Origin of the sequence: Mycobacterium sp. (assembly GCF_019247615.1) — a bacterium.
Lineage (GTDB): Bacteria > Actinomycetota > Actinomycetes > Mycobacteriales > Mycobacteriaceae > Mycobacterium.
On sequence record NZ_JAFBAT010000017.1, the window covers coordinates 1 to 20408 of the forward strand.

A 20408-nucleotide genomic window follows, 5' to 3' on the forward strand; every position below is an offset into this window, starting at 1 on the left:
TCTATCGAAGCGGCAAGCTGTTGCTCGACGAAACCGTCACCACCGAGTACAAGCTCAACGACATCAACGAGGCGTACGACGACATGCTCGCCGGCCGCAACATTCGCGGGGTGATCATCCACGAGCACTGATGTGTCGACAGGCAGATCCGCATCATCTTCCAGCCCGCGCAGTTGATTCACCTACTCGCAGTGAAGGGATTCATTTCATGTCTTCGCCAGCCGATATCGTCCGCCACTTCTGCGCTTTGATGGAAGATCGGGACGCCGACGCGTTACGTCCCCTCCTCGCCGAAGGGGCCGTTTATCAGAACGTGGGAATGCCTGCCTTCTTCGGACCGGACGCCATCGTGGAGAACATGGCGGCCCAGTTCGCTATGTTCCCGGACGCCTACGCCTTCGAGATCGTGAACCTCGCCAGCGAGGGTTCCGTGGTGCTCACCGAACGCCTGGACTACATCCAGACTCCCGATGGACGCAAGCCGGCCATCCCCGTAATGGGGACCTTCGTCGTCGATGGCGACGCGAGAATCACACGCTGGACCGACTACTTCGACCTGAATCTGACGATCAAGCTGCTTCAAGGCGAGGACATCAGCGCCCTGGTGCCCGCGACCGCATGAGTTGGCACATCGATGATTCGAACTTAGCTGGGGATGAGGAGCCATGCGGGTGCCAAGGGCCGTCGCCAAATTCAATCGTCGAGTCACCAATCCAGCGGCTCGGTCGATCACGCCGTGGCTTCCGTGCCAAGGGACGCTCGAACATGTCGGACGCAAATCAGGCAGGCGTTATCGAACGCCGCTGTTGGTCTTTCCCTCCCCAGACGGCTTCGTCGTCCTCATCGGGTACGGGCTGCGTTCGGACTGGGTGAAGAATGTTTTGGCCGGCGGACAGGCGGTATTGCACAGGCGCGGCAGGAGTATCGCGCTGGTCAATCCTCGTCTTGTGAGTAAGGCCGAGGGCGCAGCGATCGTTTCGGGGCCATCAGGGATGTTCTACCGCCTGTTTCCGTACAACGAAGCGGCGATGGTGTTGACCAAGGTCGATTCCTCACAGTGACTTCGGGATCACAACTACCCAGTCCAGACACCAGCCGCTGCGGCGGCCCAATACCGACGCGAACGCCGCGGCTCCAAGGGGCTCGCAGGGAGCGTGAAGCATCAACCGAAACCGCTGTAAAGGATCAGCCGAAACACTGTCAGACATCACCCGAAACTGAAATGTCAAGCAGCCGAGTCACACAGCGTTTCGGTAGGCCGGGCGGGGCTCGAACCCGCCACCAACGGATTTGCAAGAGTCGGATCGCGTTTGAACCCAGAATCGACTGTCTCTTCCTGTGGCACAACATCCTTCTTGCCGTCGGACCGGTAGGGAACCTGCCGATTTCTATCGATTTCCGCTTGTTGGCGTCGAATATTCGGAAACTCATATTCGGGATGACGCCGCCTAAGGCCGAGCCAGACCCGCCAGGTCGGTCGCCTATCGGACGAAGACCTCGTGCGGCTTGACCGCGCGTTGCTGCCGGTTGCCCGGCTAACCTCGAAGAGCCACAATAACGGCACCGTTAACGCCAAGAAAGAAGGCGCATCAAATGCTCTCACCTCGCTGGCTGGTCAGATCTACCGTTCCCGTTATGGCTGGCGCTGCCCTGTTTACTGGCTCTGCGATTGCGACTGCCGATCCCGTCAATGACGGGTACCTCACTCGACTGCAGGGCCTCGGCTTCACTTGGCCGCCGGGCCACGAGCAGGCTCTCATCGGGATGGCGGCGCTAATCTGCGACGATCTCAACTCCGGTTGGACCCGCGACCAAGTTGCCCAGGACATCCACGCCAACTTGGACGGCAGGGGCATTCACTACGGACAAGTCGAAGCCATGGTGCACCTCGCACACGCGACCTATTGCCCCAACGCGACGTGCTGGGTCGCTCCAGGCGCCGGGGCAAGTTGGTGCTGAGCGCACTGCCGACCGCTGGTATTTAAATCCGTGGCCGACCGTCCACCACCTTTTGGGTAGCGTCATATCGTCTTCGAATGCCCAGCTCATGTCCGCTATGTCCCGGGACTGCCAGCCAGTACCGTCCCGTACTGGCGCACTCTTGGCACAACGGGGCTTTGGCCCTAGGGGCGGTCGGATAAAGGTTGACGCCGCCAAAAGCGATCTCGGTGGGCGTTTTTTGTCTGCGGGTCGCGGCTTCGTCCGTACGATCTGCTCGTGTGAGCAAAGGGGCGAGAAGGGCAAATTCGGCGCCGCGTAGTGCGTCAACTCGCGACCCGCACGTCGTGGTGTTTCTTCAAGAGGCATCACGATGACGTCTTGCGGAGGACATACTCACCATCGGTGGTTTCCAGATGGAATGTCGGGTTGCTTTGTCCGCCTTGAAGCTGGCGAACCCTCAGTGGACCGTCAAAGCCCGGCAATTGGCCGCGCAGATGCCGTACGAGGGCGGCCTCGTCGAAGCGGTGCGCCGGTAGCACCGGCACCAGTTCTGCCACTCCGTCCATCGGCAACATTACTTGCGCCGGCCGGTGCGTGACCGCGGTCACCGTGGATGCCCGCCGATCAAGCTCATGCGGTCGGGTCAGTGCATGTCGGGCATGCAGCCGCGTTCAGACGCATTCGATTCGGCGGCCCGTGTTACCTTGTGCCCTCGGCACGATTGCCGTTGCCCCAACGCTCGTGAATGCACCCCCCGACGCTGGTGGGAAACGCGCCGAAGCGGCGGCTCCCCTTTTCGATCGGACTCCCCTGCCCAACAAGAAGGCGTTGGTGCGATGACGTTAGACAGAGACGCCGATTCGTCAGCTCATAGCTGATCGATATTCGGCGCTCAGCCGATGCCTACCAACGGGGAGGAGTGTCTAGGAATGACAATTCCCGTCGACCACCGGTTGGATGAAATCGACTCCGTTATTGGTCGGTCTCAGCGCCACCGCGTGACGCAACGGATTGTCGTCGGGGCGGCGGCCGTGGCAATGCTCGCGCTCCTGGGCGCAGCATCGTTGGGGACACGTGATGCCGTCGTCGCAACGGGATCGGTGCGCTTGGTAGACCAAGTCGGGGATGCGCCGGCGCCGCCGCCGCTGCCTACCGGGCCACCGCCAGGCGTGTTGTTGGCGCCTGGCCAGACGTGGCCGCCGACAGTTCCGCCGGGAATGCCGATGCCACAAGGGGCATCGATGCTGCTGCCCGGGGGGCTGCCGCTGCCGTCGTTGCCGCCGGGGGTGGCGTTCTCGCCGGAGCTGCAGCAGGAGATATCGCGGATGTACTTGCAGGCTCAGGAGATGCTGGCGGCGGGGCCGCCGCCGAACGTGCCGGACGAGGTATGCCGATACAACACCATTAGGGTTCCTTGTCCGCCGGGGTAGAGCTGTCGACTTAGAAGTGGCGCGATTGGCAGCGGCTCGACGGCATCGCCGCTAGTCGGCGAGCAGCGCGGCGACCGCCGAGGGATCTTTCTATGCACATCGAGTTCAACGATCTTTCCGCCGCGCACCGTGTAGACCTCGACCAATCTCATCTCGACGCTCCTCCCTGAGGCACGAGCGGTGGAGCGCAGCGAAAAGCGTGACACCACGGCATTTTCACCCAGTGGTTCCGGGGCGATCGGTCCGGGGCCGAGCGTCATCGCGTTGCTCATCGTGTCCAGTAGCTCACGGAATCCCCTCGCCCCGTGGTAATCGCCGCTGTATGGAAGACCACCCGACTCCCGGACACGAAGTCGTCGTGCAGACGGCGGCCCGTCGTAGTCACCTTGACGCAGCGCCGCGCTGAACCGCTGCGCGATCGCTAGCCTGTCCTCGACCATGTCAGTTGTCGAATTGCACCGACACCGGCTCTTGGCCGGGACTGACGTATTGCACGATCTGAGGCTTGTCCCCGATCAGCCTGAGATACTAGGGAATTGACTAGCGTACCCGGTCGGTTTCACCATGCGCGATGCATGCCTCCTGGTCGCGATACGCCTCGACGACCACGTAGGAGTCGGGTTTGTCCACGGCCTTGGCGAACTCGTAATACGCCACTCCCGGCTCGTTCGCGTTGGACATGGCGGCGACCTTCGTCATCAACGCCTCGAATTCCGAGGCGTTCTCGGGCGGCACGCGCAGATCGATCACCCGCGCTATACCTTCGCCGGTTCGTCAATGACGTGGTGCGAGGTGTTCAGCCCCTGCGCACTCGCTTCTATCGTCCGCCGGATGCCCTCATCAACCGAAACTTTATTTGGGCCAGGAGCTTCGAGCCGCAAAAGCGATGCGTTCGAACCAGAGATCAATCGGTTTTTCCTGTGGGATAGACCGATTCATCACACTACAGATTCCTAACAGGTTGATACCGATTGATGCACAGCAGTTTTGGGACCGCATTTTCGTGCACGATGTGCCTAGTACACGATGTCGGCTCAAACCTGCGGGGAACAGTCCCGCCCCGTCCATACGAAAACAGGGAGCACCATGAAGTCCATCAAATCCATTGCCGTCAGCGCGGCTGCACTGGCCGTCGTTGGCGGTGGCGCCGCCGGGCTGGCATCCAGCGCATCGGGGCTTCGCCTGGCGGGCCTGCCTCAGGTTCGACTGGCGTCAGTCGGCGCGCCCCTACCACAGGATCCGCCGCAACCCGCGTCGACACTGAACCTGCCCACCCCTGACCAGTTGACCGGCATCCTCAACGACCTTTCCAATCCCGGTGTGTCATACAGGACCAAAGACAATCTCGTTGAAGGCGGCATCGGGTCAGGCGAGGGCCACCAGATGGATCACGAGCTAAGAGTGGCCTACCGCAATGGGCAGCTCCCGTTGTCGTTTGTCGTCTCCAACATCCAACAGAACGGGCCCACCACGGTCATGTCCGATGTGGCTGTTTCGGGGCCGAAGCTGTCGGCACCGGTCACGAAGCCCCTTATGTTTGTCAATCAAAACGGTAACTGGGTGTTGTCGAGCCCTTCCGCGACCATGCTGGTGCAGGCCGTCGCCGGGCATTGATTCCGGCTTTCCGCACGAGCGGCCGAACGGTGGCTCACTTCAGGCTGTCAACCGCCCCGGGGCACATCACAGTCTCCGGACACGCCGGGGCGGTTCAGTCAGGCATCACCCGAAGGCGAAATGTCCGCCATCAACCGAAGTCGTACACTGCCATGGTGGGGCGGGCGGGGCTCGAACCCGCGACCAACGGATTATGAGTCCGCGGCTCTAACCAACTGAGCTACCGCCCCTGACAGCTTTCCGACGTCGACGTCGACCTTAGCGCTACCGCTCAAGCGGGCCGAAGCCGGAAGATTCGGATCTCCCGCGGCGCGCAATGCTGCCGGTAGTTCTCGTAGCCGGCGTAGGAGTCGACAGCCGTCTCCCACGCTTTGGCTCGCTCGTCGCCGGTCAGCAGCTCGGCGCGGTAGGGCCGGCGCGGTCCTTTGAATTCGACGGTGCACTCGGGGTGCGCCAGCAGGTTCGCGCTCCACGCGGGATGCTTCTCGCGTCCGTAGTTGGATCCGATCGCCAGCAGGCCGTCGCCGTCGTCGATCAGGGCAAGCGGATGGGTGCGCTGCTGTCCCGTCTTGGCGCCGGTTGACGTGACGAGCCCGACCTTGTCGATCCCCATCGAGCTCAACCGTCCATTGGTGCGCGGTATCAGCGCCTTGTCGAGAGGAGGTGCGAGACGCGAACCAAGCACATAGCCTGCGCGGCTCATGGCAATGCGCTCGAACAGCGCCTCATCCCAGCGCAATCGTCGGCCCCGAAGAGGGCTATATCGTCGTGCAGACACGCCCCCGATGGTAAACGCGGAGTGAATCAGCTGAACACCGTCTGACCGTTGGCGTCCAGGAGATAGCTTTCGGTGCCGTGCTCGACCCGGGCGGCGTCTCCGCCCAGCGACACCGCAACCTTGTTGCTGGCATTGCGCATGATGTCGAAGGTCAGCTCGACGGCTTCGGCCTCCGAGAACCGGGAGCGCACCCCCTCGACGACGTCGGCGACGAGGTGCGCAGGGGTCCAAATTAACCCATCGGTATAGCGGAGCGCCGCTTTTGTGCGGCCGTCGAGCAGGGCTGACGTCTCGAACCGCTCGATCTCTTCGTACAGCGTCTCCGAACCGCCGGCCTCGAGGGCGGTGCGCTCGCGCAGCGACTTGCACAACCGGCAGTTGTGCTGCGCCGCGCCCCGCAGCCGGACCATTTCGGCGGTAACGGGGTCGAGCGCACGCATCCGGGCCACGGCCGGCAGGAAGTCGTTGAACACCAGATCCGACGGCTCGCTGGTGTGGTCCCATGTGACCGGCCCGCGCGCCCAGCCGAGATACTCCGATCCGACGCCAAGCGCCTCCAGCCCGGCCCGCACCCGCGGCACGAAGTCAGCGATATAAACCTGAGTGACCACACCAAAGGTGCTGTCCCCCAGATGTTTCCACAACCGTGACCGCTGCTCGCCGCTGATCGCCGACACGTCGACACTGAACTGCTCGGCGAATTCGGCGACGACGGCCTCGGCCGCCGACTCGGGGTCGCCGACCTCCACACAGGCGGGCAGCGGCGGCAGCGACAATGCCTGCGCGCAGACCCGACGCACCAGGCCCGTCATGCGTCCGTCGCCTGGCGACAACGCGATCAACCGCGTCAGCATTTCTCACACGCTAGGACGAGCTCACCGGCGAGGCAATCGGCTATTGCGCCTGACTCACCGAGGACATGTAAAAGTCCGGAATCCGCAGGGACGGCATCGCCGCTCGGGTGGCCCAATCGCCCCATTCACGCGGCAGGGTCTTCTCGCTGGCGCCGGCCTCGGCAGTGCGTCCTAACAGGTCCAGCGGGCTCTCGTTGAACCGGAAGTTGTTGACCGCCGCGGTCACCTCGCCGTCCTCGATGAGGTAAACGCCGTCGCGGGTCAGCCCGGTGAGCAACAGCGTCGTCGGGTCCACCTCGCGGATGTACCACAGGGTGGTCAACAGCAGGCCACGCTCGGTGGCAGCGATCATGTCGGCGAGCCCGGCCGCGCCGCCGGTCATCACCACGTTATCGGCGGCGACGGCAACCTCGGCATCGAATTTGGCGGCCGTGGAGCGCGGGTAGGCCAGCGCGTTGATCACGCCGCCGCGGATCCAGTCCACATGGTCGATGTCCATCCCGTTGTCGAATACCGACACCGCCTCCGACGAACTGCTGGTCGCGACGAACGGCGTGCACGCGAGACCGGGCGCCATCGGATCCGAGAACAGGGTCAGCGGTAGGTCGGTGAGTCGCTCCCCCAACCGCGTCCCGCCGCCGGGCGCGGCGAAGGCGGTGCGGCCCTCCTGCGCGCCCCGGCCGGCCATGGACCAGACGAGGTAGATCATCATGTCGGCCACCGTGGACGGCGGCATGATGGTCTCGTAGCGCCCGGGCGGCAGCTCGACGCGACGCTGTGCCCAGCCCAGTCTCGTCGACAGCTCGTCGAGCAGCGAATCCATCGGCACATCAACGAAATCGGCCGTCCCGATGCCCGCCCAGGCGCTGGCGTCTCCGCGCTTGGCGTTGATCTCCACCGCGCCGGTCGGCTGGGTGTAGCGCCGGCGCAGACCGGTCGACGACGCCAGAAACGTCGTCGAAACACTGTGGTGCGCAAAGCCGTAAAGCCGGTCGGTGCCGCGGAAGGCCCGGCTCAGCGAATCTGCGACGTCGGCGAACACCAGCGGCCCGGTGCCCGGCACCGGGGCATCCCAATCGGCGGGCGCGCCGCCGTCGGCCAATAGCGGCGCGGCATCGCCGGCCTCCGGTGCGGATCGGGCCGCGTCCTGGGACGACGCGACCAGACCCGGAATCACGCGCGGATCCACTTCGGCCGACACCACCGTGCCGACGTGTGCGCTGGGCCCCCGCCGCACGACGGAAATCACGGTGAGGCTGCGGCTGACTGAAACCCCGTTGGTAGTCATCGAATTGCCCGCCCAGCGCAACGTCGCCTCGACCTTGTCGGTGACCAACACCATGGTCTCGTCGGCGCCCCCGAGTTTGGCCGACTCGTCCAAAACGAGCTTTACGGCGTGCTGCGCGCGGATCATTTGCGCCGCTCTCCCCCGCAAGCGGGAGGTGCCCCCACAGCATCGCATCGTCCCCCGCAAGCGAGCGGTACCCCCACTGCATCGTCGCCGGCGCGGATCATCGGCCGCCCTCGGCGACGGTGTTGAGCACGTTGATGCCGCGGAACAAGGCCGACGGGCAGCCGTGGCTGACCGGGGCGATCTGTCCGGGTTGGGCCTTCCCGCAATTGAACGCGCCGCCCAGCCGCCAGGTCGACGGTCCGCCCACGGCTTCCATGGAATCCCAGAAGTCGGTGGTGGTGGCCTGATAGGCGACATCACGCAACTGCCCATCGAGGCGGCCGCCGCGGATGCGGAAGAACCGCTGCCCGGTGAATTGAAAGTTGTAGCGCTGCATGTCGATGGACCACGACTTGTCGCCCACGATGTAAATGCCGTCCTCGACGCGGCCGATCAGGTCGGCGGTGCTGATCTCGTCCGCGGCCGGCTGCAGCGACACGTTGGCCATCCGCTGGATCGGGACATGGTGTGGGGAATCCGCATACGAGCACCCGTTTGAGCGGGGCTGTGGGATCTCCGATCCGAGTCTCAGCGCGAACACCCGGTCGAGCTGGTAGCCGACGAATATCCCGTCGCGCACCAGGTCCCAGCTCTGCGCGGCCACTCCCTCGTCGTCGTAACCGATGCTCGCCAAGCCATGCTGGACGTTGCGGTCGGCAGTCACGTTCATCACGGGCGACCCGTAACGCATGATGCCGAGTTTGTCCGGAGTGGCGAAAGACGTTCCGGCGTAGGCGGCCTCGTAGCCGATCGCGCGGTCGTATTCGGTTGCGTGCCCGATGGATTCGTGAATGGTCAACCACAGGTTGGTCGGGTCAATCACCAGATCGGTGGGCCCTGGCGTCACGCTGGGCGCCTTGACCTTTTCAGCCAGCAGGGCGGGCAGGTGCGCGAGCTCTTCGGTCCAGTTCCACACGTCGTCACCGGCCACAGCTTCCCAACCCCGACCCATCGGCGGGGCCAGCGTGCGCATCGATTCGAAGCTGCCCGCCCCCGCGTCGACGGTCACCGCCTCCAGCGACGGCAGCACCCGCACCCGCTGCTGGGAGATCGACGAGCCGAAGGTGTCGGCATAGAACGTCTGCTCCTTGACGGCGGTCAACGCGGCGGACACATGGTCAATGCCGATCCCCCCGTTTTTGGCGTTCAGCAGTCGCCCGGAGTACTCCTCGAGCAGGGCGATCTTGTCGGCCACGGGGACGCCGAATGGGTCGATCCGGTAGTCGGAGACCCAGGTCGCGTCCGGGTACACCGGCTCGGACGCCAGCTCGACGCGTTCGGCGTTCAGCACCGCCAGCGATGTGGCCACATGCACCGCGCGGCGCGCGGTCTCGGCCGCGACGTTCGGCGCCAACTCCGCGTGCGACGCGAATCCCCAGGTGCCATTGACGATCACCCGCACTGCCAGGCCGACCTCGCGGGTGACGACGGCGGTCTCCAGCTCGCCGTCGCGCAATTGGATGATCTGACTGCTGATTCGGTGAATACGCAGGTCAGCGTGGCTGGCCCCGGCCGCTTTGGCCGCCGAGAGCGCGGCGTCGGCAAGCTGGTGGCGCGGCAGCTCCAAGAAGTCGGCATCGATCCCCCGGTTCGGTGTCACCGCTCCACCGTATCGACCGCTTACACTCAACCGCGGCGGCGCCCGACTAAATTACCTCCATGGCCGGCGCTGCTCGAAGGAAAGCACCTCGATCCACCGCGCTGGGCTATGCCTTGCTTGCGCCCAGCCTCTTCGGTGTAGTCGCCTTTTTGCTGCTCCCCATCCTGGTGGTGATTTGGCTGAGCCTGTACCGGTGGGACCTGCTCGGTCCGCTGCGCTATGTGGGCCTTGCCAACTGGCGGTCGGTCCTCGCCGACTCCGGCTTCGCCAACTCGCTGATTGTCACGGCCGCCTTCGTGGCGATCGTGGTCCCCGCCCAGACGCTGCTGGGCCTGCTGGCCGCATCCATGCTGGCCCGCCAGCTACCGGGGACCGGCTTGTTTCGCACGCTTTACGTGCTGCCGTGGATCTCCGCACCGCTGGCGATCGCGGTGCTGTGGCGTTGGATCCTGGCGCCCACGGACGGCGCCGTCAGCGCCGTGCTGGGCCATCGCATCGACTGGCTCTCCGATCCCGAGCTTGCGCTGCCGCTGGTTTCGGCCGTCGTCGTCTGGATGAACGTCGGATACGTCTCGCTGTCGTTCCTCGCCGGGCTGCTGGCTATTCCCGACGACATCTACGCCGCCGCACGCACCGACGGCGCGAATGCGTGGCAACGGTTTCGACGCATCACCCTGCCGATGTTGCGCCCCACCATGTTTTTCGTCCTGGTGACCGGCATCATCAGCACTGCACAGGTTTTCGACACGGTGTATGCGCTCACCGGGGGCGGACCGGGCGGCAGCACTGATCTCGTGGCGCACCGCATCTACGCCGAGGCGTTCGGCTCGGCGGCAATCGGCCGGGCATCGGTCATGGCGGTCGTGCTCTTTGTCATCCTGATCGGGGTCACCATCGTTCAACACTTGTACTTCCGGCGGCGGATCAGTTATGACCTCACATAACCGACTCGCTCATGCAGTCATCTACATCGGCCTGCTGCTCGGCACGCTCATCACGCTCGCCCCCTTTGTCCTCGGATTGTTGACGTCGTTGACCTCGGCACACCAGTTCGCCACGGGCACGCCGCTGCAGTTGCCGCAACCGCCCACCTTGGCCAATTATGCCGATCTGGGGGCGGCCGGATTCGGGCGCGCTGCGGCGGTGACCGCGTTGATGACGGCGGTCATCTTGGTGGGCCAGCTGAGCTTCTCGGTGTTGGCCGGATACGCGTTCGCCCGCTTGGAGTTTCCCGGGCGCGATGCGCTGTTTTGGGTCTACATCGCGACTCTGATGGTGCCGGCGACCGTGACGGTGGTGCCGATGTATCTGATGATGGCCCAACTCGGGCTGCGTAACAAATTCTGGGCCTTGGTGCTTCCCTTTTTGTTTGGTTCCCCGTACGCGATCTTCCTGCTGCGCGAGCACTTCCGCATCATCCCCAACGACCTGATCAACGCCGCCCGGCTCGACGGCGCCAACACCTTGGACGTGATTGTGCACGTGGTGATTCCGACCAGCCGTCCGGTGCTGGCGGCCCTGGCGCTGATCACGGTGGTCTCGCAATGGAACAACTTCATGTGGCCGTTGGTGATCACCAGCGGGCACAAGTGGCGAGTGCTGACGGTGGCCACGGCCGACCTGCAGTCGCGGTTCAACTCGCAATGGACCCTGGTGATGGCGGCGTCGACGGTCGCGATCATCCCGCTGATTACGTTGTTCGTGATTTTCCAGCGCCACATCGTTGCCTCGATCGTCGTCTCGGGGCTCAAGTGAGGGGCCGTGCCGCTGAGACTGCCGCTGAGATTGCCGACGTGGCTGTTTATTTCGGACTTCTGCAACCACCGCGGCAATCTGGGCGCAAGCGATGACCCGCCCCCGCTCGTCCACGCTGGCTGCAACGGCGCTGCTACTTGTCGCGGTGCTACTGGTCGCGATGGCCATGCTGTTGGACTACTCCGCCGAACCCCACGGTGGCAAGATCGTTGTGCGGGTGCGGCTGTGGGGCGACCAGATTGCCGCCTCGTATCGGCAGTCGTTCGAGGCATTCAACCGCGCCCATCCCAACATCGAGGTTCGCGCCAACGTCGTGGCGTATTCGACGTACTTCGACACGCTGCGCACCGACGTCGCCGGCGGGAGCGCCGACGACATCTTCTGGCTGTCCAACGCCTACCTTGCCGCTTATGCCGACGGGGGCCGGTTGATGGACATCGGCAAAACCCTGGGCCCGGGGCCGGCCTCAGACTGGGAACCCGCGGTGGTGGACCAGTTCACTCGTGGCGGTGTGCTGTGGGGGGTACCGCAGCTGACCGACGCCGGGATTGCGCTGTTCTACAACGCCGACCTGCTCGCGGCGGCCGGCATCGACCCCGCTGCGCTCAACGGCCTGCGGTGGAGCCTGCACGGCGACGACACGCTGCGGCCAATGCTGGCGCGGCTGACCGTTGATGCCGACGGAAACGCCGCCAACACAACACATTTCGACCCCACACGGGTGCATCAGTGGGGATACAATGCGGCCAACGACCCCCAGGGAATCTACCTGAACTACATCGGCTCGGCCGGTGGCGCGTTTCAGCGCGGTGACGAGTTCGCGTTCGACAACCCCGGGGCGATCGAGGCATTCACCTATCTGGTCGCTCTCATCAACGACGACCACGTCGCGCCGCCCGCCTCGGCGACCAACGACAACGGAGACTTCTCCCGCAACCAGTTCCTGGCCGGCCGGATGGCGCTCTTCCAGTCCGGAACCTACAGCCTGGCACCGGTGACCCGCGACGCCCGCTTCCGCTGGGGGGTGGCCATGATGCCCGCTGGTCCAGTGGGGCGCGTGAGCGTCACCAACGGCATTGCGGTGGCAGGTAATTCGGCCACCAAGCATCCGGACGCCGTGCGTCAAGTCCTCGCTTGGCTGGGCAGCAGCGAGGGCAACGCATACCTGGGCCGGCGCGGTGCAGCCATCCCCGCGGTGTTATCGGCGCAGCGGGCCTACTTCGACTACTGGACGGCGAAGGGCGTTGACGTCACACCGTTCTTCACGGTCCTGGACGGGCCCCGGATCCCGGCCCCGGGCGGCGCCGGCTTCGCCGCCGGAAACACGGCTCTGCAGAGCTATTTCGACGAGATGTTCCTGGGCCGGGGTGACGTCGCAGCGACCCTAAAGCAGGCTCAGGCGGCAGCCAACGCCGCTGCCCGGCGCTAGCTGCACCCGCGAGACGTAGTCTGATCAGACCGACAAGCGAAGGAGCGTCATGCCTGGGTGGTGGGTTGTTGCGATCCTGTTTTTCCTGGTGGCGGTAGTGTTGCTCATCGCAAGCGTGTTCGTCGACCAGCGCGGCCGGCTGAAGCTGTGGGGCATCACCGCCACCGCCGCGTTGTTCGGCTTGGTCTTCACGCTCGTCAGCGCGTACGACCGGGTGGACACGCGCAACGTCGGCATCATCACCGAATTCGGCAAGCCGGTCGGGGTGCACGGGGCGGGGATCGTCTGGCATGCGCCGTGGCGCAAGGTCAGTGAACTGTCGGAAGCGATCCAGTTGCAGGCGTTCGAGTCGAACAGCTACGACGACGCCAGCGCGGGCAAGGGTGCAAACGGCAACCCGGCGGCGATCAATGTCCGGCTGGCCAACAACTCCAACGCCTACGTCGATGAAAATCTGAACTGGCGCCTGCGGGAGGGCGCGGCACCGAAACTGTTCCAGGATTACGGCGGGGCCAACGTGTTCCAGACCATCAAGGAGCAACTGGTCGACCGGCAGGCCCAGGTGGCTTTGTCGAAGGTATTTGCCACGTTCAACCCGCAGGTCATGCTGGCGGCCGCGGCGAATGCGCCGGGCGGCTCGGGGCAGATGACCGCGCCGGCCCAGGGCGCGGACTTGCCCGCGATGGCCGCACAGGTGAAAAAGGACTTGCAGGATGCGGTCGGCTCGGAGATCGAGATCCTCGACGTGCGGATCCCGCGGATCTTCTACGACCAGCCAACGCAACAGCGCATCGACGCCTACAACCAGAAGGTTCAGGAGACGATCAACGCGCAGCAGGACGTCAAGACCGCCGAGCAGAACCGGTTGGCCGCCGAACAGCGCGCCAATCAGCCACCGCCGGATCTGCGGATCGCGATCTTCAACTGCCTGACAGATCAGGTGAAGAACGGGCGCGACCCCGCGGGGTGCTGGGGCCAGATCGGGGGCCAGCCGCTGGTGCAGGTGCCCCGCTGACCGGTTGCTCTTAGCCGGGCAGCACCAGGACCGGTACCGGACTTTCGCGAATGATCTTGGCGCTGCGGGAACCGAGGAAGACCTTGCGTAGGTCGCCTCGCGGCCGCGTACCCAGCGCCAGGATCTCGCCATCCCACCAGTCGGCCTTGTCGAGCGCTTCTTTCCAACTCTGGCCGGTGACCACTTGCAGCACAACATCTTCGGTGACGACGGCGTCGTCCTTGAGGTGATGCTGAATTTGCCGCGCTTGGGACGCCCAGGCCGCCAAGATCTCGTCTTCGACCTCGAGCCCCACTTCCGGCGGATACATCGTCTTGCCCCGGACGGCAAGGGTCAGCACCCGAAGCGGCAAGCGCAGGCGCACGGCGATGTCCGAACACCGCCTTACCACGTCGATCGCGTCTGGCGTGGCCGAGTAGGAGCAGGTGAGCCTGGTCAATTCGGTTGTGCTCGAGGCATATTCGCGCGGGCTGATGGCCAGCGGTACGGGCGACGCGTGCAGCAACCACTCCGCCGTCGTGCCGATCACCACGTGTGCGGGCCCCCCGCTGGGCAACGACCCCAGCACCAGAACCTCACCACCGACTTCCGCGACGACCTCGATCAACCCGCCCGCCACCGACCGGTGCATGCGATGTAGGTAGGTGACCTCGATCCCGTCGGAGACATCGCGCAGAACAGCGGCGGCCTCCTTCGCCGACTCGGCTGCCAACTGGTCCGACCACTGCTGATACTCGGCGTCCACGCGCGCGAACGATGGTGTCAGCCAGGGCAGGGGCACGATCGTGGCCACCGCGAGCGATGTCCCCAACGACCGCGCGGCGCGGACGCCCAGGTGCAACCCGGACAGACCAATGTTTCCGGCCCGGTATCCGACAACGACGGTCATCGAGCTTCCCTGGGAAGCTGGTCGCTGTCATTGAGCGCGCTGTGGTGGCGGCCCCACACAAAGTAGAAGAGCAACGCAATCGAGATCCATCCCGTGAACGCGATCCAGGTGTACCAGTGCAGGCTGAACAAGATGTAGCCGCAAGCCAGCACCGAAAGAGCCGGCGTGACCGGAAAACCGGGTACCTTGAATGCCCGCGGCAGGTCGGGTTCGCGAACACGGAGGATGACCACGCCGACGGATACCACGATGAATGCCGTCAGCGTGCCGATGGACACCATGTCGGCGAGTTTGTCGAGAGGTACGAACGCCGCCAGCCCGCCCGCGGCCAGCGCGACGATGATGGTGTTACCGACCGGGGTCATGGTGCGCGCGTTCACCTCGGCGAACCGCGAGGGAAGTAAGCCGTCGCGGCCCATCGCGAACAGGATGCGCGTCTGGCCGTACATCGTGACCAGCGTGACGCTGAAAATGGAGATCACCGCGCCCGCCGCCAGGATCGTGCTGGCCCATCTGCCGTGGGTGACGTTCTCGAGGATCGTGGCCAGCCCGGCCTCTTGCTGGGCAGCGAAGTCCCGCCACGGCTGGGTCCCCAGCGCGGCTAGCGCGACGAGGATGTACATGCTGCTTACGGTCGCCAGGGCGGCGATGATGGCGCGCGGCATGGTCTTTTGCGGATCCTTGACCTCGTCACCCGCCGTGGACACCGCGTCGAGACCGATATACGAGAAGAAGATGGTGCCGGCCGCCGAGCCGATGCCGGCGACACCGAACGGCGCGAAGTCCCTGAGGTGATCGGTATCAAAAGCCGTGAAGGCGATGATCACGAACATGACGAGCACGCCGAGCTTGATCACCACCATGATCGCGTTCACCGTCGCCGATTCGCTGGCTCCGCGGATCAGTAACAGCGCGCACATCGCGATCAAGATGAGCGCCGGCACGTTGACGTAGCCCGGCTGTGAGTCCCATGGGGCGGCCGACAAGGAATGCGGCAGCTGGAATCCGAACAGGTTCCCCAGCAGCTTGTTGAGGTAGCCGCTCCAGGTGACCGCCACCGCTGCGGTGGAAACTCCGTATTCCAGCAGTAGACAGGCCGCCACGCCCACCGCGACGGCCTCACCCAGGGTGGTATAGGCATACGAGTACGAGGAACCCGAAACCGGCACGGCGGAGGCCAATTCGGCGTAGCAGATGGCCGCCAGCCCAGCCGCGACGCCGGCTATGACGAACGAGACGACGACGCTCGGGCCGGCCTCGGGGACCGCTTGGGACATCACGAAGAAGATCCCGGTGCCGATCGTCGAGCCGACCCCGAACATGGTCAGTTGGAACGTGCCTATGCTGCGCCTGAGGTGGTCCGCGGCCCCGGCTGCGACATGTGCGCCCACGACAGGGCGACGTCGCAACATTTGCTCGATCAGGCTGATCGGGGTGGATGGCAAGTGCGCCTCCTGTCGCCGGATCAGCTGATTATGCTGCCTCCCGCGACAGGAGGACGAAGAAGTCGATCGCTAATCGACGCACGTGGGCGCGAGGCCGCCGTCAACGCCGGCCCCACGCGCCTCACATGTCAGGCCGCTTTGGTGACAGTCACCGGCCCGTTGCTCTGGTTGCACGCGGTTGTCGGGGCGCCGCTCTGGCTGACCTGGTACACCAGCGCATTCACGGCCGGGAGGTCGAGGCCGCAGGCGTTGGCGACGATGCCGGCGGCGGCGTCGACGTTGACGTTTGCCGCAACGTTGACGTTTCCGATCCAGACGTTGACGAGTCCGATTTGCGTGGTGGTGGGGTTGTCGGCGCCTGCCACGCCGACCCCACACGACAACAGCCCGGCTGCGCCGAGAAGTGTGCAAGCGACAGTTTTCTTAACGGTGTGCATCATCTGTACTCCCTTTCAAAGAGGAAGCATTTAGTCCCGGCTATCCGACGATGCTGGCTGCGACCTCGGACCGGGTGGCGGGAATCTCCCGCCTTCGGACTTTGCCCGGGCTCCCTGCAGAGCTTTACCCGGCCACCCCGGGGTCATAAACGCGAATACCCCCTGCGGCCTGTCCCGCCTAGGGGCTCATGTGCAACATCATCTCGAGCGCCACCGCCACGGCGGCGGTCGCGATGGCGATCGCCAGTGTCACCCAGTCCGCCAGCTTGGGCCGCGCCGGGTTGGCCGAGAGCTGACCGGCACCGCCACGGGCGGTGATCGCGTCGCCCATCTCGTCGGCGCGGCGCAGGGTCACGGTGATGGCGGCCGCCAGCAAGTCGATCAGCTCCAAGGCGTGTCGGCGGCGACGGGCCTTGCGGCTCTTGGGTATTCGCTTGGGTCGCAGCCGGCGGGCGGCGTAGAGCACCTGGAATTCGTCGATCAACATCGGAAAGGCACGCAGCGCCAACGCCAATGCCACCGCCCATTCGTCGACCGGGATCCGCACCAGCCGAAAGGGGCGGCCTAAAGTCGCCAGGGCGGGCCCGATCTCGGCGACGTTGGTGGTCCAGGACACCATCGCCCCGAGCGCGAGCAACACGATCGACAGTGCCGTGAACCGCAAAAAGTTCAGTCCTCCGCCCAGTCCGACCTCGAGCCCGCCGATCGAGACCTTCGGGGTGCCGCCCGCCACCGCGGCCGTGATGCCCCCCAAGGCGATGACGAACCATAGCCACCGCGGCATCGACGGCACCGCGCCGCGCGGAATACGTGCGATCCTGGCGGCGGCGAATACCATTGCCGCCACCAATCCGATCGTCACCCACCCGGGGTAGAACGTCAGCAGTACCGAAAACCCGAAAACGACAAGCAGTTTGGTGCCGGCCCACAGCTCGTGGATGGTAGAGGTTCCGGGCACCGGCACCAGCAGCACCACTGGGCGAGGAGGCCGGCGGGTCGAGCCGTGCGTCGCGGCCGGGGTTGTACTCATGCCATGCCTCCGGCCGCGGCGGGCAGCGATTCCAGCGTGCCGTTGCGCAAATGCAGCGTGCGCGGGCACAGGTCCTCCAGCCCGACGAAGTCGTGCGAAATGACCACGACCGTCAAGCCCCGATCGCGACGCAGGCTCAGCAGCAGTCGCAGCAGGCCGCGCTGACTGGCGGCGTCCAAACCGGCCAGCGGCTCGTCGAGGATCAAGGCACGCGGCGAACGGGCCAACAATCCGGCCAGCACCACCCGGCGCATCTGGCCACCGCTGAGCTGGTCGATCCGTCGCTTGGCCAGCGCCGGATCCAGCCCCACGACGCCAAGCGCCGCGGCGATGCGATCCTCGTCGCGCGGCGAAAAGCCCGCTGCCGAGGCCACTTCCAGGTCGACCCGGCTGCGCATCAGCTGCAGCCGAGCGGCCTGGAACGACAACGCCACCGCCCCGACCTGCTCGTGGGTGGGCCGCCCGTCCATCAGACAGGCGCCCGTCGTCGGAACCGTCAGCCCGGCCATGATCCAGGCGAGCGTCGACTTGCCGGACCCGTTTCCGCCGTGGATCAGCAGCCCGTCCCCCTGGTGCACGACGAAGCTGACGTCGCGCAGCGCGGTCTTGGCCCACGGGGTGCCATTTCCGTATTCATGTCCGACGCCGGCAAGCTCGATGACCGCGGCCTGCTGCCGGTGATCCACCGTGACCGTCGGTGCGGGCGCCGCTGCCGCCCCGACCATGCCGGCATTGTCCGGCGAATTGCTGAGATCGATTGTGCGCTCGGCGGAATCGGCCTCGTTGTTGTAGTGCGTGATGTGCACCAGCGCGGTGCGGTGTCGCTTGGTGAGACCAGCCAGCACGCCCAGCAACGCATCGCGGCCCTGCTGGTCGACCATCGTGGTGACCTCATCGGCGATGAGCAACGCCGGCTCCCGGGCCAGCGCCGCCGCGAGCGCGAGGCGCTGCAATTCACCGCCGGACAGACTTCCCGTGTCGCGTTCGGCCAGTCCCTCCAGGCCGACCTCCGCCAGCAACTGGTCCACATCGATCTCGGTGCCCGGGGGCAAACCCCAGACCACATCGTCCGCGACCCGGGTGCCCAAGACCTGGCATTCGGGGTGCTGCAGCACAAGCGCGGTGCCGCCCAGTTTGCCCAAACCCACCGCGCCCGGGCGCTCAACGGTGCCCGACGTCGGTCGGCGGCCGGCCAAGATCAGCATCAACGTGGTCTTCCCGGAGCCGTTGGGACCGGTGATCGCGACGTGCTCGCCGACCCGCAGCTCGAGGCTGAGTTCGCGCAGCGCGTCCTGGCCGGCGCCGGGGTAGCGGAAACGCACCTTGTCGAGCCGCACGGGGACCGGCCCCACCGGGCCTTCCTCGCCCTTACTCCCGTCCCAGGCGTCGAGTTTGTGCACGTCGGGGATGCGGCGCATCCGCTCCAGCAGGCGGGACAGCGCCCACCAGCCGATCAACGAGACGACCATGATGCCGATGGTGAAATAGACGAGCATCACCCATTGCCAGTAGTGCATGCCTACGGCGAAAGAGCGCTTCGCAAGGGCGGCGGCACCCTGCAAGTGAATCCGGTTCATGAACGCCGCGACGCCGTCCATGTTCGCGGTGATCACCTTGAAGATCAGGTGCCGAAGCCGGGTCATCACCATCAGCGCGCCGACGTTGACGGCGCCGAAGGCAACACCGGCGATCAGGGACGAGACGATGACGGTGGGTACTCCCCGGCCCCTGCGCTTGATGATCCCCGTCAGGCCCCCGATATAGACGCAGTGGACGACGGTCATGAAACCGCCCAGGCCGGCGATCAGGAACGCGATCACGCCGGCGGCAACGGTCGCGGCCATCAGCACCCGAAGCCGGTAACGGTAGGCCAGCAGCCCGGTGGGCACGGTGCCCAACAACGCCAGGCCCGCGGCGAACGGGACGACAACGGAGATGATGGCGATCACCGCGCACAGCGCCCCCATCACTGAGGCCTGTGCCAGTTCAACCGGCCGCAGCGCTCCTCCCCGATGGCGTGAACGGATGGGTTCGGGCGCGGTCACTTTACCGATTCTGCCAGGCGGCTGCGCTAAGACCCCGAACCACAGCCGACATCTCCAGGGTTTACGTCGAGGGATGTTGGGTCGTCTCGCTTAGCAAAGCTATGCAACCATGGGTGCATGGATTCATCCGCCGCCAACCACAGCGATGTCGTTGGCGCCGCAGGCACCGATCCCCAGTCCGGACTGGGAGCGGATCTGCTCGCCGTGGTCGCGCGCCTCAACCGGTTGGCCACCCAGCGCATCCAGATGCCGTTGCCGGCGGCGCAGGCGCGGTTACTGGCCACCATCGAAGCCCATGGCGAAGCCCGCATCGGTGACCTGGCCGCCGTCGACCATTGTTCACAACCCACGATGACCACCCAGGTGCGTCGGCTCGAAGATGCCGGATTGGTCACCCGAACCGCCGATCCCGGAGATGCCCGGGCGGTCCGGATCCGCATCACGGCCGAAGGGATACGCACGCTCGACGCGGTCCGGGCCGATCGAGCCGCTGCGATCGAACCGCAGTTGGCGCTGCTCGAGCCGAGGGAACGTCAGGTGCTGAAGGAGGCGGTCGGCGTGCTGCGCCGGCTGCTCGAGAACGCCGCGACCTCGGCACGCCGCGACACGCTGCGATCAGGGCCCGCTTCGACCGTGGTGGATACGCCGCCGCCGGGAGTAGACACTTAATTCGATGTCTGAAGGCGGGACCAA

The 20408-nt window shown here is 65.4% G+C and carries 21 protein-coding genes, 1 tRNA gene and 1 pseudogene; 11 read left to right on the plus strand and 12 right to left on the minus strand.

The genetic code is table 11. From position 1 onward, the window contains the following. The 4 genes and pseudogenes from JO059_RS01010 to JO059_RS01025 form a co-directional block, all read left to right on the plus strand. A pseudogene (locus JO059_RS01010) lies at positions 1–131 on the plus strand (alcohol dehydrogenase); the annotation flags it as partial. Between the two features lie 77 nt (positions 132–208). Continuing rightward, positions 209–622, plus strand: a complete 414-nt coding sequence (locus JO059_RS01015; protein WP_293314030.1) for a limonene-1,2-epoxide hydrolase family protein — start codon at positions 209–211, stop codon at positions 620–622. Between the two features lie 43 nt (positions 623–665). Continuing rightward, the gene (locus JO059_RS01020; protein ID WP_293314032.1) at positions 666–1061 is read left to right on the plus strand and encodes a nitroreductase family deazaflavin-dependent oxidoreductase; all 396 of its coding nucleotides are present in this window, start codon (positions 666–668) and stop codon (positions 1059–1061) included. Positions 1062–1635: 574 nt separating this feature from the next. Next, positions 1636–1959 carry a DUF732 domain-containing protein gene (locus JO059_RS01025; protein WP_293314034.1) on the plus strand — a complete coding sequence of 108 codons (324 nt, stop codon included), beginning with the start codon at positions 1636–1638 and terminating at the stop codon, positions 1957–1959. A 347-nt stretch (positions 1960–2306) separates the two neighbouring features. Here JO059_RS01025 and JO059_RS01030 read toward each other — a convergent pair whose 3' ends face one another. Further along, positions 2307–2507: a hypothetical protein gene (locus tag JO059_RS01030; protein WP_293314035.1), complete on the minus strand. Its 201-nt coding sequence runs from the start codon at positions 2505–2507 to the stop codon at positions 2307–2309. A gap of 363 nt (positions 2508–2870) precedes the next feature. Between JO059_RS01030 and JO059_RS01035 the strand changes: the two genes are divergently transcribed. Next, positions 2871–3371, plus strand: a complete 501-nt coding sequence (locus JO059_RS01035; protein WP_293314037.1) for a hypothetical protein — start codon at positions 2871–2873, stop codon at positions 3369–3371. 540 nt (positions 3372–3911) lie between these two features. Here the strand turns inward: JO059_RS01035 and JO059_RS01040 are convergent. Then, positions 3912–4121 (minus strand): antibiotic biosynthesis monooxygenase family protein, encoded by a 210-nt coding sequence (locus JO059_RS01040; RefSeq protein ID WP_293314039.1) that lies wholly within the window; start codon positions 4119–4121, stop codon positions 3912–3914. A 336-nt stretch (positions 4122–4457) separates the two neighbouring features. Between JO059_RS01040 and JO059_RS01045 the strand changes: the two genes are divergently transcribed. Further along, positions 4458–4985: a hypothetical protein gene (locus JO059_RS01045; protein WP_293314041.1), complete on the plus strand. Its 528-nt coding sequence runs from the start codon at positions 4458–4460 to the stop codon at positions 4983–4985. A gap of 153 nt (positions 4986–5138) precedes the next feature. Here the strand turns inward: JO059_RS01045 and JO059_RS01050 are convergent. From JO059_RS01050 to JO059_RS01070, 5 genes are all read right to left on the minus strand, one after another. Continuing rightward, positions 5139–5215: transfer RNA gene (locus JO059_RS01050), tRNA-Ile, on the minus strand. A gap of 41 nt (positions 5216–5256) precedes the next feature. Beyond that, the gene (locus JO059_RS01055) at positions 5257–5598 is read right to left on the minus strand and encodes a nitroreductase family deazaflavin-dependent oxidoreductase (protein WP_293314043.1); all 342 of its coding nucleotides are present in this window, start codon (positions 5596–5598) and stop codon (positions 5257–5259) included. Positions 5599–5789: 191 nt separating this feature from the next. Next, complete coding sequence (locus tag JO059_RS01060; protein WP_293314045.1) at positions 5790–6617, minus strand: carboxymuconolactone decarboxylase family protein; 828 nt, start codon at positions 6615–6617, stop codon at positions 5790–5792. Between the two features lie 40 nt (positions 6618–6657). Beyond that, positions 6658–8031, minus strand: coding sequence for a metallopeptidase TldD-related protein (locus JO059_RS01065; protein WP_293314047.1), 1374 nt, complete (start codon positions 8029–8031; stop codon positions 6658–6660). Between the two features lie 97 nt (positions 8032–8128). Then, positions 8129–9670, minus strand: coding sequence for a TldD/PmbA family protein (locus JO059_RS01070; RefSeq protein WP_293314049.1), 1542 nt, complete (start codon positions 9668–9670; stop codon positions 8129–8131). 59 nt (positions 9671–9729) lie between these two features. On the opposite strand from JO059_RS01070, the gene JO059_RS01075 reads away from it, so the two are divergent. The 4 genes from JO059_RS01075 to JO059_RS01090 all read left to right on the plus strand — a co-directional run bounded on the left by JO059_RS01075 (position 9730) and on the right by JO059_RS01090 (position 13869). After that, positions 9730–10614: a sugar ABC transporter permease gene (locus tag JO059_RS01075; protein WP_293314050.1), complete on the plus strand. Its 885-nt coding sequence runs from the start codon at positions 9730–9732 to the stop codon at positions 10612–10614. After that, positions 10601–11425, plus strand: a complete 825-nt coding sequence (locus JO059_RS01080) for a carbohydrate ABC transporter permease (RefSeq protein ID WP_293314052.1) — start codon at positions 10601–10603, stop codon at positions 11423–11425. The genes JO059_RS01075 and JO059_RS01080 overlap by 14 nt, the downstream gene beginning before the upstream one ends. A 91-nt stretch (positions 11426–11516) precedes the next feature. After that, positions 11517–12854 (plus strand): sugar ABC transporter substrate-binding protein, encoded by a 1338-nt coding sequence (locus tag JO059_RS01085; protein WP_293314054.1) that lies wholly within the window; start codon positions 11517–11519, stop codon positions 12852–12854. Between the two features lie 49 nt (positions 12855–12903). After that, entirely contained in the window at positions 12904–13869 is a 966-nt protein-coding gene (locus tag JO059_RS01090; RefSeq protein ID WP_293314056.1) for an SPFH domain-containing protein, read from the plus strand. A 10-nt stretch (positions 13870–13879) separates the two neighbouring features. On the opposite strand, the gene JO059_RS01095 is transcribed toward JO059_RS01090, so the two are convergent. The 5 genes from JO059_RS01095 to JO059_RS01115 form a co-directional block, all read right to left on the minus strand. Then, positions 13880–14758: a universal stress protein gene (locus JO059_RS01095; RefSeq protein WP_293314058.1), complete on the minus strand. Its 879-nt coding sequence runs from the start codon at positions 14756–14758 to the stop codon at positions 13880–13882. Continuing rightward, on the minus strand, positions 14755–16203 hold the full coding sequence (locus tag JO059_RS01100) for an amino acid permease (RefSeq protein ID WP_293314060.1): 1449 nt from the start codon (positions 16201–16203) through the stop codon (positions 14755–14757). The genes JO059_RS01095 and JO059_RS01100 overlap by 4 nt, the downstream gene beginning before the upstream one ends. 128 nt (positions 16204–16331) lie before the next feature. After that, positions 16332–16643: a hypothetical protein gene (locus tag JO059_RS01105; protein ID WP_293314062.1), complete on the minus strand. Its 312-nt coding sequence runs from the start codon at positions 16641–16643 to the stop codon at positions 16332–16334. Between the two features lie 175 nt (positions 16644–16818). Continuing rightward, on the minus strand, positions 16819–17670 hold the full coding sequence (locus JO059_RS01110) for an energy-coupling factor transporter transmembrane protein EcfT (RefSeq protein WP_293314063.1): 852 nt from the start codon (positions 17668–17670) through the stop codon (positions 16819–16821). Beyond that, positions 17667–19715 carry an ATP-binding cassette domain-containing protein gene (locus tag JO059_RS01115; protein ID WP_293314065.1) on the minus strand — a complete coding sequence of 683 codons (2049 nt, stop codon included), beginning with the start codon at positions 19713–19715 and terminating at the stop codon, positions 17667–17669. The genes JO059_RS01110 and JO059_RS01115 overlap by 4 nt, the downstream gene beginning before the upstream one ends. 117 nt (positions 19716–19832) lie before the next feature. Between JO059_RS01115 and JO059_RS01120 the strand changes: the two genes are divergently transcribed. After that, positions 19833–20384 carry a MarR family winged helix-turn-helix transcriptional regulator gene (locus tag JO059_RS01120; protein ID WP_293314066.1) on the plus strand — a complete coding sequence of 184 codons (552 nt, stop codon included), beginning with the start codon at positions 19833–19835 and terminating at the stop codon, positions 20382–20384. Positions 20385–20408 lie beyond the last annotated feature (24 nt).